General features: G+C 47.9%; 12 protein-coding genes, 2 tRNA genes, 1 rRNA gene and 1 pseudogene. 5 read left to right on the top strand and 11 right to left on the bottom strand.

Annotated elements, in window-relative coordinates:
• Nucleotides 1–37: 37 nt before the first annotated feature.
• Nucleotides 38–994, bottom strand: coding sequence for an allantoinase PuuE (gene puuE / locus EC843_RS12160; RefSeq protein ID WP_133522307.1), 957 nt, complete (start codon nt 992–994; stop codon nt 38–40).
• 31 nt (nt 995–1,025) lie between these two features.
• Nucleotides 1,026–1,763: an allantoin racemase gene (hpxA, locus tag EC843_RS12155; protein WP_074388607.1), complete on the bottom strand. Its 738-nt coding sequence runs from the start codon at nt 1,761–1,763 to the stop codon at nt 1,026–1,028.
• 225 nt (nt 1,764–1,988) lie between these two features.
• Here hpxA and EC843_RS12150 point away from each other — a divergent pair, with 225 nt between their 5' ends.
• On the top strand, nt 1,989–3,476 hold the full coding sequence (locus EC843_RS12150; protein ID WP_064549321.1) for an NCS1 family nucleobase:cation symporter-1: 1,488 nt from the start codon (nt 1,989–1,991) through the stop codon (nt 3,474–3,476).
• Nucleotides 3,477–3,528: 52 nt separating this feature from the next.
• On the opposite strand, the gene EC843_RS12145 is transcribed toward EC843_RS12150, so the two are convergent.
• Nucleotides 3,529–3,605: transfer RNA gene (locus EC843_RS12145), tRNA-Asp, on the bottom strand.
• Nucleotides 3,606–3,738: 133 nt separating this feature from the next.
• Complete coding sequence (gene dnaQ, locus EC843_RS12140; protein ID WP_064549323.1) at nt 3,739–4,470, bottom strand: DNA polymerase III subunit epsilon; 732 nt, start codon at nt 4,468–4,470, stop codon at nt 3,739–3,741.
• Between dnaQ and rnhA the strand changes: the two genes are divergently transcribed.
• Nucleotides 4,424–4,999, top strand: a complete 576-nt coding sequence (gene rnhA / locus EC843_RS12135; protein WP_162303012.1) for a ribonuclease HI — start codon at nt 4,424–4,426, stop codon at nt 4,997–4,999. The genes dnaQ and rnhA overlap by 47 nt on opposite strands.
• Here rnhA and EC843_RS12130 read toward each other — a convergent pair.
• Complete coding sequence (locus EC843_RS12130) at nt 4,947–5,714, bottom strand: class I SAM-dependent methyltransferase (RefSeq protein ID WP_074388609.1); 768 nt, start codon at nt 5,712–5,714, stop codon at nt 4,947–4,949. The genes rnhA and EC843_RS12130 overlap by 53 nt on opposite strands.
• 36 nt (nt 5,715–5,750) lie before the next feature.
• On the opposite strand from EC843_RS12130, the gene gloB reads away from it, so the two are divergent.
• Nucleotides 5,751–6,506, top strand: coding sequence for a hydroxyacylglutathione hydrolase (gloB, locus tag EC843_RS12125; RefSeq protein ID WP_064549327.1), 756 nt, complete (start codon nt 5,751–5,753; stop codon nt 6,504–6,506).
• A gap of 70 nt (nt 6,507–6,576) precedes the next feature.
• Complete coding sequence (gene mltD / locus EC843_RS12120; protein WP_064549329.1) at nt 6,577–7,935, top strand: murein transglycosylase D; 1,359 nt, start codon at nt 6,577–6,579, stop codon at nt 7,933–7,935.
• A gap of 50 nt (nt 7,936–7,985) precedes the next feature.
• Here the strand turns inward: mltD and EC843_RS12115 are convergent, their stop codons facing one another.
• The 3 genes from EC843_RS12115 to EC843_RS12105 all read right to left on the bottom strand — a co-directional run bounded on the left by EC843_RS12115 (nt 7,986) and on the right by EC843_RS12105 (nt 10,954).
• A complete protein-coding gene (locus EC843_RS12115; RefSeq protein ID WP_133522306.1) occupies nt 7,986–8,753 on the bottom strand; it encodes a class I SAM-dependent methyltransferase in 768 nt (255 codons plus the stop codon).
• A 71-nt stretch (nt 8,754–8,824) separates the two neighbouring features.
• On the bottom strand, nt 8,825–9,628 hold the full coding sequence (locus tag EC843_RS12110) for an endonuclease/exonuclease/phosphatase family protein (RefSeq protein ID WP_064549333.1): 804 nt from the start codon (nt 9,626–9,628) through the stop codon (nt 8,825–8,827).
• 150 nt (nt 9,629–9,778) lie between these two features.
• The gene (locus EC843_RS12105; protein ID WP_133522305.1) at nt 9,779–10,954 is read right to left on the bottom strand and encodes an MFS transporter; all 1,176 of its coding nucleotides are present in this window, start codon (nt 10,952–10,954) and stop codon (nt 9,779–9,781) included.
• 104 nt (nt 10,955–11,058) lie between these two features.
• Between EC843_RS12105 and yafC the strand changes: the two are divergent.
• Nucleotides 11,059–11,960, top strand: a pseudogene (gene yafC / locus EC843_RS12100) (DNA-binding transcriptional regulator YafC); the annotation flags it as partial.
• A gap of 8 nt (nt 11,961–11,968) precedes the next feature.
• Here the strand turns inward: yafC and dkgB are convergent.
• From dkgB to rrf, 3 genes are all read right to left on the bottom strand, one after another.
• Nucleotides 11,969–12,772, bottom strand: coding sequence for a 2,5-didehydrogluconate reductase DkgB (dkgB, locus tag EC843_RS12095; RefSeq protein WP_133522304.1), 804 nt, complete (start codon nt 12,770–12,772; stop codon nt 11,969–11,971).
• 176 nt (nt 12,773–12,948) lie between these two features.
• A tRNA-Asp gene (locus tag EC843_RS12090) sits at nt 12,949–13,025 on the bottom strand.
• 60 nt (nt 13,026–13,085) lie between these two features.
• A 5S ribosomal RNA gene (rrf, locus tag EC843_RS12085) occupies nt 13,086–13,175 on the bottom strand; the annotation flags it as partial.

The raw sequence follows: 13,175 nt of genomic DNA, 5'->3' as shown, positions 1-13,175 counted from the left end.
TGGGCGGGTAAACTCGTGTTACCCGCAGCCACTCAAATCAGCCTTTAAACGGATGCGTCTTCACCCAATGCTCGGCAATATCCTGACGGCGGCAAATCCACACATCATCATGCTGCTGCACATAATCCAGAAAACGTTGTAACGCCCTGAATCGCCCCGGACGCCCCAGTAAACGGCAGTGCATGCCGATAGACATCATTTTCGGCGCGGTTTCCCCTTCCTCGTACAACACATCAAAGCTGTCTTTCAGATAGGTATAAAACTGCTCGGCGGTATTAAAACCTTGCGCGGTGGCAAAGCGCATATCGTTGGCATCCAGGGTATATGGCACCACCAGATGCGGCTTGATGGAACCGTCGCTACAGGTCACTTCACTCCAGAATGGCAAGTCGTCGCCGTAATAATCGCTGTCGTAAAGGAAGCTGCCGTTTTCCGCCACCAGCCTGCGCGTGTTCGGGCTATCGCGGCCGGTATACCAACCCTGCGGCTTGCTGCCGAACAAATCCTCCAGGATTTCGATCGCCTGGTGCATATGCTGGCGTTCAGTCGCTTCATCGAGATTTTGATAGTGGATCCAGCGCCAGCCGTGGCTCACCACGTCGTAATCCGCCGCTTTAATCGCGGCGACGATTTCAGGATTTCGCGTCAGCGCCATTGCGACGCCGAAAATACTCATCGTCAGGCCGCGTTTTTGAAACTCATTGTGGATACGCCAGAAACCCGCGCGGGAACCATATTCGTACAGTGAATCCATCGACATATGGCGGTCGGGGAAGCTGGCGGCACCGATAATATCGGAGAGGAATTGTTCAGATCCGGCATCGCCATGCAGAACATGGTTCTCACCGCCTTCTTCAAAATTCAGCACAAACTGCACGGCGACTCGGGCGTTATTCGGCCATTGCGCATGAGGTGGTTTACCCGCATAACCTTTCATGTCACGCGGATAGTTCTCGGTAAAGTGATAGCGCTTATTTTTCGCTACTTCATTCATGGTTCGGTTCCTTATGAGCCGAGCCAGAACATCAACTCAGCATGTCAAAACAGCCTGATAACGGCTTTTTATTCGGATACGCGAGATCACCGTGTTTGCTGGTTCCAAGTCCAAGTGCGATGAGGGATTCCACCATTTTCACCGCAGCGGTGACGCCATCAATAACAGGAACACCCAATTCGGCCGTTAGCTCACGGGCAAGATTTGCCATCCCCCCGCAGCCAAGCACAATCGCCCCGCTGTTATCTTCTTTTATGGCCTGGATACAACGCTCGCGTACCTTCATCTGAGCAAGACCCGTGCCATCTTCTAATGCCAGAACCGGCAAATCGATGGCGTGCAGCGCGGCACAATGATGCTCAAACCCATACTGCCGAAGTAAATGACGGGCAATAATCACCGTTCGCGGCAAAGTGGTGACAATAGAAAAGCGCGTGGCAACCATTGTGGCGGTATGCATCGCAGCTTCGGCAATACCTATTACCGGCCCAGTTGCCAGTTCACGCGCGGCCAGCAAACCGGGGTCACCAAAACAGGCAATCACATGGCCGCTGACTCCCTGCTCTTTACCGCGTTTGATTTGCTCAAGAACTCCGATAGCAGCAATCGTTTCATCAAAATGTCCTTCTATCGATTCCACACCCTGTGAGGAGCAGACAGCAATAATCTCGCTGGTGTTTGCGGCTACGCTGCGAGCCGCTTCGGCGATAGTGTGGGTCATCGCCACATTGGTGTTGGGATTGACTACCTGAATCAAATGTTTCTTCACGTTCACTCCTTTTGGTTCCGTTAGCCCAGTGATTAGCACCACTTCTGGGCAAAAAATTAAACATCTGCACCATGAAAAGGCGCGTCATTCCTGGATGCTCTTCATTTTCTGCTTTCGTAGTCCGCGGTTTGCGTCTTGCTGCTAAAAAATCAAACCTGGCCTGGTTCCTGCAACAAAGGTTTCAGACAATCCGTCAGCATCTGTTTTTATTAGGGAGCAGATATCATGCCAGGTATTAAACACAACACGACAGCCATGAACGATAACGCCGGTTATAGCCCACGTTTATGCAATGAAGATTTGGCGCCGACGCGCAACCAGACATGGTCCTGGTACAATATTTTTTCTTTCTGGATGTCCGATGTCCACAGTATGGGCGGCTACGTGGTCGCCGCCAGCTTCTTCACCTTGGGGCTGGCGAGCTGGCAAGTTTTGCTTTGCCTGTTAGTCGGGATTTGCATCGTTCAGCTTTGTGCGAACCTGGTGGCCAAACCAAGCCAAATGGCTGGTGTACCTTACGCAGTGATTTGCCGTCAGGCATTTGGCGTGTTCGGTGCCAATATTCCGGCGGTAATTCGTGGGTTAATCGCCTTCGCCTGGTACGGCATACAAACCTGGCTGGCAGCCAACGCCCTGATGCTGGTTATGCTGAAATTCTGGCCATCACTGGCACCCATGACCACCGGGCACTTCCTCGGGCTTTCACATCTCGGCTGGATTTGTTTCGGCATTATGTGGGTGCTGCAGGCGATGGTGTTCTGGCACGGTATGAACGCGATTAAGCGCTTTATTGATATCGCCGGGCCTGCGGTTTACATCGTGATGATGGCTTTGGCTGGCTGGATTTTGTATCAGACAGGCTTTGATGGCATTTCATTTACGCTTGCCAGCAAACAACTGACTTCTGGTGAGCAAGCGTGGCAGATGTTGACTGCAATCGCTCTGGTGGTTTCGTACTTCTCCGGTCCACTGCTGAACTTCGGTGACTTCTCGCGTTACGGCAAGAGTATGAAAGAGATCCGCCGTGGTAACCGTTGGGGGCTACCATTTAACTTCTTACTGTTCTCTATTGTTACCGTGATCATTGTCTCCGGGACACAATCGCTGTTCGGCAAAATGATTACCGACCCTATCGAAACCGTCAGCCACGTTGGTAACAGCCTAGCAATGGCAATTGGTTTGCTGACCATGATCACCGCCACCATTGGTATTAATATCGTGGCGAATTTCGTGTCACCGGCTTTCGATTTCTCTAACTGCTCACCACAGAAAATCAGCTTCCGTACCGGTGGCATGATTGCGGCAGTAGGCTCAGTACTGCTGACCCCGTGGAATTTGTTCCAGTCGCCAGAACTTATTCACTACACGCTCGATGTGCTGGGATCGTTCATTGGACCACTGTTCGGCATTTTGTTAACTGATTTCTATATCATTAAACGCAGCAAAATTTATGTCGAGGATCTGTTTGATGACACATCAAAAGGGCGTTACTGGTACAAAAGTGGCTTCAATCCCAAAGCGATTCTGGCACTACTGCCCTCAGTCGCCGTTTGCCTGACCATCAGCTTTATTCCATCGCTGCATGAAGTAGCTAACTTTAGCTGGTTTATCGGTGCATTCCTGAGTGCAGGTTGTTACCGCTGGCTGGCACGTGCGGAAATAGAGAGTGAAGTGGCGGGATATAACGGACAGGTTGTTGCTTCAAAAGATTAGGCTTCAGAAACGACGAAAGCCTGAATCATTTCTGATTCAGGCTTTCTGATTGTGGCGGAACGGACGGGACTCGAACCCGCGACCCCCTGCGTGACAGGCAGGTATTCTAACCGACTGAACTACCGCTCCGCGTTTGTTCCCCGTCGGGAACGAGGCAGATATTACGTATTGCACTCATGAGCGTCAATGTTTTTTCTTATAAATCTAATCGCTTGCCGCTATTTTCACCCAAACGGTTATTTTTAATCCATCAATGCTGTTTTTACATGCGCCACAGACAACTTCCACCCTTCTTTTCTACCAAATCAAGTCTCGACTCATGTGCTTCCAATTCTGCATCGCTGGCCCGAATGATGCGTACGCCCGAACTCTGGCGGACAACACGCTGAATACCGTTGTCTCCACTACGCTGTTGAACATCCCCTTCCATAGCAAACTTCAGAGAGGTTTGCCCACCGGTCATCATTAAATAGACATCAGACAGGATTTGGGCATCGAGCAATGCGCCGTGCAGCGTTCGTTTACTGTTGTCTATTTCGTAGCGCGAGCAAAGAGCATCGAGGCTGTTACGCTTGCCAGGGAACATCTTACGTGCGAGTGCAAGGCTGTCCGTGATTTTGCAGAAAGTATTGGTTTTTGGGATATCGCGCTTGAGCTTACTGAACTCGTAGTCCATAAACCCGATATCAAACGATGCGTTATGGATAACCAGTTCTGCACCGCGGATGTAATCCATAAACGAATCAGCAACCTGGTCAAAGGTTGGTTTATCCGCCAGAAACTCATCGGCAATTCCATGGACACCAAATGCTTCCGGGTCCACCAGCCGGTCTGGCTTTAAGTAGACATGGAAGTTATTGCCTGTCAGGCGGCGGTTGATCACTTCAACCGCACCGATTTCAATAATGCGGTGCCCTTCGTAGTGAGCACCGATTTGGTTCATACCGGTGGTTTCAGTATCGAGAACGATCTGTCGTGTAATTGCTGTGCTCATGGCGCTCGTTTATGTCAGACTTGGTTTTTTAATCACAGGAAGTCTACCAGAGATGCGTAAACAGGTAGAAATTTTCACCGATGGCTCTTGCCTCGGTAACCCAGGGCCAGGTGGATACGGCGCCATTCTACGGTACAAACAACACGAAAAAATTTTTAGTGTCGGTTATCGTTTGACGACGAATAATCGCATGGAAATGATGGCCGCTATTGTTGCTCTTGAGGCGTTAATCGAGCCTTGTGACATTGTGCTCAGCACCGACAGTCAGTATGTTCGCCAGGGAATTACCCAATGGATCCATAACTGGAAAAAGCGCGGCTGGAAAACTGCCGATAAAAAACCAGTGAAAAATGTCGACCTATGGCAGCGTCTTGATGCGGCTTTGAGCGAGCACAAAATCAGTTGGGAATGGGTGAAAGGGCATGCCGGCCACCCTGAAAACGAACGCTGCGATGAACTGGCACGCGTTGCCGCTTCTAATCCAACTCTTGAGGATGTTGGTTATCAACCAGAGGTGACGAAACTTTAGTCGTTTTCCGAAACTGCCTGGTAGCGCCAACTGCCGAGCGGATTTGCGTTTTCGCTTTTCGGCTTTTCATTGGGTTAAGCGTAAGTGGCAAGGTCCTCTTACGCGCCACTATGACATGCATGCAGCCCAGCGCTGGCAAGTGAGTACTCAGCATTTTTCCGCCTTGTTTACTCCAGGGTAAAACCTGGAAACTTCGCTGGTGCATGACTTCAAAATTCAGCAATGCCAACCAATCGAAAATCCTCATCGGCGTAAACATTCGGCAATGATACGGCGTGCGCTTGCGCATAAATGGCACTGTTTTGCCCAAACCTAACAAACTCATCGGGTTGAAGCTGCTCAGAATTAACCATCCGTCATCAATTAATATCCGATCGGCTTCACGCAGTAATCCGTGAGGATCCTGGCACCAGGGCAATGTATGGGCCAACATACAAGCATCTACAGATTTCGCCGCAAAGGGTAAATGAAGTGGATCGGCATTAACCTGAAGCCTGTCGCCCTGAAGTGCGACATTAACCTGATGTGAAATAGCGCAAGCTTCAGTGTTAATTTCAGCGCTTAGGTTGCCTATCTTCAATAGATGGAAACCAAACATTTTAGCAAGCCAGGGCTGGAGTTGAGTTTCCAGTGCCTCACGGTAGTACTCGCCCCACGGGAGTTCTCCCCAATGATGCGGTGAAATGAAATTTTCAGGTATCCTTGCCGGTTTCATCACTACCTTCTTAGCGCAATTCAAAGAGGTCGAATTATGAATCTTAACAGTATTTCCGCATTCCAGGATAACTATATCTGGGTTCTGAATGATGAGCAGGGTAAATGTATCATTGTGGACCCTGGTGAGGCTCAACCGGTGCTAAAAGCGATTGAAGAGAATCACTGGCAGCCAGAAGCCATTTTACTGACACACCATCACAACGATCATGTAGGTGGTGTAAAAGAACTTCTCAAAAAGTACCCAGGCCTTGTGGTATATGGGCCCGAAGAGACACAAGATAAGGGAACGAACCGGGTAGTCAGAGAGGGCGATAAGGTCAATATTTTGAAGTGTGAATTTAGCGTTATTGCTACACCCGGTCACACTTTAGGACATATCTGTTTCTATAGTAAACCTTATCTTTTTTGCGGCGACACGATGTTTTCCGGGGGGTGTGGCAGACTTTTTGAAGGTACCGCCGAGAATATGTATGATTCTTTTCAAAAGCTTAACAAACTCCCTGCTGATACGTTAATTTGTTGTGCACATGAGTACACGCTTTCAAATATGAAATTTTCCTTATCTATCTTGCCTGACGATGATGAGTTAAACCGTTATTGTCGAAAAGTTAAGGAGTTACGCGCAAAAAACCACTCAACCTTACCCAGTTCCCTGGCAATTGAGCGTAATATAAATTTATTTTTAAAAACAAATGACCTTGATTTAAAAGAAAAAATTTCTAAAGAAACAAACTTGCAACAACCACAGCAAATATTTGCCTGGTTACGGACAAAGAAAGACTCTTTCTGAATTTTCTGGTTGTGTTGTTGGAAAGCTGAAGGTATTCTTGCTCGTCTTTTAAGCAACTATTGACACACACATGAAGGCAAAAGCGATATTACTCGCCTCTGTCCTGCTTGTGGGGTGCCAGGCGTCAAAGTATGACGGCAACATCCAACAGCACGCACAGAGTCTGTCTGCAGCTGGTCAAGGTGAAGCAGGTAAGTACACAAGTACGCGATGGATGGACGATGGGACATATCTCGCAGATAACCAAAACTTGTGGAACTTCATTGGCGACGAGCTAAAGATGGGGATACCGGAAAATACCCGGATCCGCGAACAGAAACAGAAGTACCTTAAGAATAAGAGCTATCTCCACGATGTAACATTACGGGCAGAGCCGTATATGTACTGGATTGCCGGGCAAGTTAAGAAACGCAACATGCCAATGGAACTAGTACTGCTACCCATAGTGGAGAGCGCTTTTGACCCCCACGCTACATCATCTGCGAATGCCGCTGGCATCTGGCAGATTGTACCGAGCACGGGTCGAAATTATGGTTTAAAACAGACCAAAGCATACGATGCACGTCGTGATGTAGTGGCTTCAACCACTGCTGCACTCGATATGATGCAACGTCTGAACAAGATGTTTGACGGCGACTGGTTGTTAACCGTGGCGGCGTACAACAGCGGCGAAGGTCGTGTACTGAAGGCAATGAAAGCGAATAAAGCGCGTGGCTTGCCCACAGATTTTTGGTCGCTTTCACTGCCACGGGAAACCAAGATTTACGTACCTAAAATGCTGGCTTTGAGTGATATTCTCAAGAACAGCCAAAAGTACGGTGTACGCCTGCCGACCACTGACGAAAGCCGTGCATTAGCACGTGTAGAAGTGAGTGATCCGGTTGAGCTTACGCAGGTTGCCGAAATGGCCGGGATATCATTAAGTACGCTGAAAACGTTCAACGCTGGGGTTAAAACTTCGACGATAGGCAAAAATCAGCGTTATGTAATGGTACCTAAAAAGCATGCTGATAAGCTTAAAGCCTCTTTGGCTGCAGGTGAAATTGCAGCAGTGCAACCTACGTTAGTCGCTGATAACAGAGCTAATGCAGGCAGCAACAAATCTTATCGTGTTCGTTCAGGGGATACCTTATCGAGCATTGCTACACGCTTAGGCGTGAGCTCTAAAGATTTGCAAAGCTGGAACGGCATCCGCGGCGCACATATCAAAGTTGGTCAAACACTTAGCGTCAAAAAAGGCGATGAGCGTTTAGCGAAAAACGATAGCATCACTTACAAGGTTCGTAAGGGTGATTCATTGTCGAGTATTGCAAAACGTCACGGCGTGAACATTAAAGATGTATTGCGCTGGAACGATGATACTGACGATCTGAAACCTGGCGATCAGCTAACACTGTACGTTGGCAACAACTCTACACCTGATACGTGATTGTTAATCAAAGAAAAAGGCACCTTTTAGGTGCCTTTTTTATTTATCACTTACACTCGTTTAGCTTCAAGCATGATAATGTCGCTTGTGAACGAACCGTCCGTTTGCAATTCAAAGTAGCGCCGCACTTCATCAGATGCACTTTGCTGATACATCCGAATAGCGTCAGCCAGCGTTGCAGGTGTTCTCATCCGCGCAATCCAGCTTGAGAACTCCAGATTCAAGCGGTCGCACAACAGATTTTGTGAGCTCAGCCCTGCGTCATTAAACAGACTCAACCATTCGCCACTAGAATAATTACGCACGTGAGAGGTATCGCGTAATGCTTCTACCGTTTGCAACCAGATGTCTAACACAGGGTGTCCCGGAGACATCACATCCATGAAAATGACAACACCGCCAGGTTTCAATACGCGCCTTACTTCACGCAACGCTTTACCGACATCATGCCAGTGGTGGGCTGAATAACGGCTTATCACAACATCAAATGAGCAATCATCGAAAGGTAAGACTTCAGCGTAACCCTGCTGAGTTTCAACATTATTGATCCCACGAGCTTTAGTCGCTTCATTCACCACAGCCAGCATTTGCTCTGAGAGATCATAAGCAACAACTTCCCTCACCTGCGCTGCCGCAATAAAGCTCGCGTGCCCGGCCCCACATCCCATATCGAGTAATCGAGCCTGTGGAAATGCCACCAGGCGTTCACTGAGGCGTTCGAGATCACGACCAGAAGCATGAACCGCACTGGTCAGATAGGCACTAGCCTGTGAGCCAAATTGCTGATCGACTTTGTCATGGTGAGATTGTGTTGTCATTGTCTTGTCCTTGCAGTTGATGATAAGAAAGGGCAGCACATAGGTCTGCCCGATGGCAGACCTGACTAACCTTACTTCAGCTCAGGTTTGCCGGGACGGAATTCGACTAGTAGAGGGTTATGGTCAGATGCGCGAGTCACCAGAACAGAGGCTTCTGTGACGTTCAAACCACGGTAAAACACGAAATCGAGTGGGCGCCCAAATGCACGACGGCGATGATCGTCAGTGAAGCGCACTTCGCGTAATGTCATTTCACGAGCGAAGCGGTAAAGCGCATTCATACGTGGGCGGCTCCAGGCATTGAAATCCCCTGCCATGATAACTGGGCCGTTATGGTGACCAATTTGGTCGCCAATTGGACCAAGTTGTTTGCTGTACACATCCACGCCGAGACTAAAGTTCACAGCATGAATATTAACGACCATCAACAGCCGCCCATCAGGTAATGGATAAACTGTCACTAATGCGGATTTAGATAGACGTAAAATCGGTTCTCTTTCGCGTAATGGACAGCAATAAACAGGATGTGCCGCAGATAACGTCATGACGCCTGAAGGATGTTGAGGCAATACAAAAGCCGGTACCTGGTCTGCCGCCAGATAATTACTGGTGGCAAATCTAACCAGTTCAGGCGTAGTTTGCGCTTCTTGCAATAAAACCAGGTGGGCATCTTTCCCGAAATTTTGCAGCACTGAAAGCCATTCTGCGCGCTGTTGCTTGAAGATGTTCCATACCAATACTTTTAATGATGCCTCACTCGGCAGGGGTTCTCCGGGCGGCAATGCCTGACCTATAGTCGCAAATGAGCCTGGAGGCAGAATGCGTTCTGCTGGCTGACCGGCAACATATCTCATGGCATAAGTATTTTTGCGCACGTTTTTACTAATGACTCCTGTAACCAAAGAAGCCTCCACATCGAAGGCTGTCTTTCAGTTATAGGGACTTTAGAGTCGAGTTTCAACGACCAATTCAAACCATTGCTGAACAAGACCGTAAGTAATTGCTAACAATCTGGCTCGCGTAGGTTAACCGATAGCAATTTCACGGCGTGTATCAAGCCGACCACTGAAGTTAATTAACAGTAATGCACCAGCGACAATAACCGCCCCGATCCATGGGGTTTGCTCCAAACCAAAGCTTTGTACTGTTTGTCCGCCAATAATCGATCCTAATGCTATCCCAATATTAAATGCGGCAATATTTAGTCCAGAGGCAACATCTACCGCATTTGGGGTATATTCCTCTGCTTTCTGCACCACGTAGACCTGCAAACCAGGCACATTTCCGAAGGCAAAAACCCCCATAATCAGCACTGTGACTAACGATCCAACATGTGAACTCGCGGTAAATTGAAACACTAAAAGTAATACGGCAAGTGAAGCAAAAATAAACTTTAATGCCGGTACTGCACCATGGCGATCTGCAAGTTTACCTCCCCAGATATTGCCAATCGCAACAGAAACGCCGTAGCCCAATAAAATCCAACTTACTGCCACCGGTGAATAACCTGCAAGGTCTTGCATCATCGGAGCCAGGAAGGTGAATGCGGTAAACACACCGCCATAGCCCAGCGCAGTGATCGCATAAATGATCAGCAAGCGAGGATGGGTCATCACTTTTAATTGATCTTTAAGGCTAGCGACTGCTCGCATCGGGATATCTTTAGGAACCAGAATAGTGCTGCTAATTAAGGCAATAACTCCGATAACAGATACCGCAAGGAAGGTTTCACGCCAGCCGAAATGCTGGCCGATATACGTCCCAAGTGGAACACCTGTCACCAGGGCAACGGTTAAACCACCAAACATAATCGCTATCGCTGAGGCAGCTTTCTCCTTAGGTACGAGGCTTGTTGCAATCGTGGAGCCAATTGAAAAGAACACTCCGTGTGTCAGACCCGTCAGCAGACGAGCAACAACCAATGTTTCATAGTTTGGTGACAGCCAGGCTAACAAATTGCCTGCAGTGAAAAGTGCCATTAAACCTACCAACAGCTGTTTGCGTGGGAGTTTTCCTGTCAGAGCAGTTAATACCGGTGCTCCGACGGCAACACCCAATGCGTAAATTGAAACCAGTAACCCAGCAGAAGGTAGTGAAATTGAAAGTTGATCGGCAATTGTTGGCACCAACCCAACAATAACGAATTCGGTAGTACCGATAGCAAATGCACTGATAGTCAGTGCCCATAGTGCCAGTGGCATGATTTACTCCATAGCAGGTGTCTTTTGATGACACGCAGTATGGCAAGGTGGTTAAATAACAAAAATATGCAAAATCTCAATACAATTTTGTCTCAGGAGCAATAATGAAAGCCACCTCTGAAGAACTGGCAATTTTTGTCGCCGTTGTGGAAAACGGAAGTTTCAGTCGTGCGGCAGTGCAACTCGAACAAGCAAATTCAGCTGTGAGTCGTTCGGTAAAGAAACTAGAGATGAAGTTGGGTGTGACACTTCTTAATCGTACAACGCGCCAGTTGAGCTTGACTGAGGAAGGTGAGCGCTATTTCCGCCGCGTACAGCAGATCTTGCAAGATATGACCACCGCAGAAAATGAGTTGATGGAAACCAGACAAAGCCCGCGTGGTTTACTGCGTATCGATGCTGCCACACCAGTAATGCTACATCTTTTAATGCCGTTGATTAAACCATTCCGTGAACGTTACCCGGATGTGACACTTTCTCTCATTTCATCAGAAACATTCATAAATCTGATTGAGCGCAAAGTAGATGTTGCTATACGCGCAGGTACTTTGACTGACTCAACTCTACGAGCCAGACCGCTTTTTACCAGCCGCCGTAAAATTATCGCATCACCAGAATATTTAGCGCAGCATGGCTTACCACAATGTGCAGAAGATCTTCAGGATCATATTTGCCTGGGTTTTTCTGAGACGGAGAGTTTGAATAAATGGCCTGTCGCACAGTCTGATGGGTTACGGTATGACATAACACCAGGAATAACCTCAAACAGTGGTGAGACTCTCAAGCAACTTTGCCTGAATGGGAATGGGATAGCCTGCCTTTCTGACTATATGATTAACAGGGAAATTGCTGAGGGGAAGTTTGTCGAATTACTGGCTGATAAGTTACTGCCGGTAGAGATGCCATTTAGCGCGGTGTATTACAGTGATCGGGCCGTGAGTAGTCGGATACGGGCGTTCATTGATTTTCTGAGTGAACATGTTCAACAGCCCCCGCAGGGGCTGTAATGGGTAATCAATCCCACTCAGGAGCCAAACCTTCTGGGCTAACCAGCCGGTCATTGCAATCCAGAGCAGCAATAGTAGTCATATCTTCAGTATCGAGAAGCACAGCCTGTGCTTGTAAATTACTTTGCAAATTCTCGCGCTTAGTCGAAGAAGGAATGACTGCGTAACCCAACTGCATTGCCCACGCTAAAATAACCTGGGCCGGAGTCGCATTATGTTTCAGTGCAATCTGGCTAATCACTTCGTCTTTCAGAGCCTTGCCATAGGCAAGCGTCATATATGACGTTATATGAATCCCCTGCACTTGTGCCCATTCAACTACCTTGCGATTCTGTAAGTAAGGTGAAAGCTCAATCTGGTTAGTTGCAATATTTTCAGCCCCAACGGTATCAATAGCCTTCTGCATCAGATCAATATTGAAGTTAGAAACACCAATATGGCGAGTCAAGCCTTCACTTTTTGCTTCCAACAATGCCTGCATGAATTCTTCTACCGAAACAGCATTATTCGGTGAAGGCCAGTGAATAAGTGTCATATCAACGTATGGCGTACGCAGTTTACGCAAACTTTCCTTCAGACTTGGAATTAATTGGTCTTTTCCAAGATTCTCAATCCAAATTTTGGTGGTGAGAAACCGTTCATCACGCCCCACTCCACTTTCTTCAATCGCCTGGCCGACTGCAGCTTCATTATCATAGATTTGAGCTGTATCTACGGCACGGTATCCCAGTTCAAGAGCAGTTTTTACCGATGCGATAACAACGTCGTCTTTTAAGCGAAAAGTACCTAAACCAAATGCAGGAATTGTCATTTTTTACCTCGTTGGGGGATATATATTTGTTATACGAGGATTATGGAGGTGATTACTTTGCTAAAAAAGAGATCCAAATGCAGAAGATATTTGCGAAATTAACAATAATAAGAAAATTTTCAGTGAATTTTAGACGGCAAAAAGCCCTGAGTCTAAAAGACTCAGGGCTTAATAAGTGGCGGAACGGACGGGACTCGAACCCGCGACCCCCTGCGTGACAGGCAGGTATTCTAACCGACTGAACTACCGCTCCACCGAATTTCTTTACTACCACCAGATGTCACAGTCTGGCTTTTACTGCTTTGAATTTGGAGCCTGGCAGTTCCCTACTCTCGCATGGGGAGACCCCACACTACCATCGGCGCTACGGCGTTTCACTTCTGAGTTCGGCATGGGGTCAGGT

Source organism: Buttiauxella sp. JUb87 (assembly GCF_004361975.1).
GTDB lineage: Bacteria > Pseudomonadota > Gammaproteobacteria > Enterobacterales > Enterobacteriaceae > Buttiauxella > Buttiauxella ferragutiae.
This window is presented reverse-complemented; position numbering and strand designations above follow the sequence as displayed.

What these genes read in the sequence shown, in the direction of transcription:
- puuE (WP_133522307.1), bottom strand. Translation starts at nt 994, where the DNA reads ATGAATGAAGTAGCGAAAAATAAGCGCTATCACTTTACCGAGAACTAT.
- EC843_RS12150 (WP_064549321.1), top strand. Translation starts at nt 1,989, where the DNA reads ATGCCAGGTATTAAACACAACACGACAGCCATGAACGATAACGCCGGT.
- dnaQ (WP_064549323.1), bottom strand. Translation starts at nt 4,470, where the DNA reads ATGAGCACAGCAATTACACGACAGATCGTTCTCGATACTGAAACCACC.
- EC843_RS12130 (WP_074388609.1), bottom strand. Translation starts at nt 5,714, where the DNA reads ATGAAACCGGCAAGGATACCTGAAAATTTCATTTCACCGCATCATTGG.
- gloB (WP_064549327.1), top strand. Translation starts at nt 5,751, where the DNA reads ATGAATCTTAACAGTATTTCCGCATTCCAGGATAACTATATCTGGGTT.
- mltD (WP_064549329.1), top strand. Translation starts at nt 6,577, where the DNA reads ATGAAGGCAAAAGCGATATTACTCGCCTCTGTCCTGCTTGTGGGGTGC.
- EC843_RS12115 (WP_133522306.1), bottom strand. Translation starts at nt 8,753, where the DNA reads ATGACAACACAATCTCACCATGACAAAGTCGATCAGCAATTTGGCTCA.
- EC843_RS12105 (WP_133522305.1), bottom strand. Translation starts at nt 10,954, where the DNA reads ATGCCACTGGCACTATGGGCACTGACTATCAGTGCATTTGCTATCGGT.
- dkgB (WP_133522304.1), bottom strand. Translation starts at nt 12,772, where the DNA reads ATGACAATTCCTGCATTTGGTTTAGGTACTTTTCGCTTAAAAGACGAC.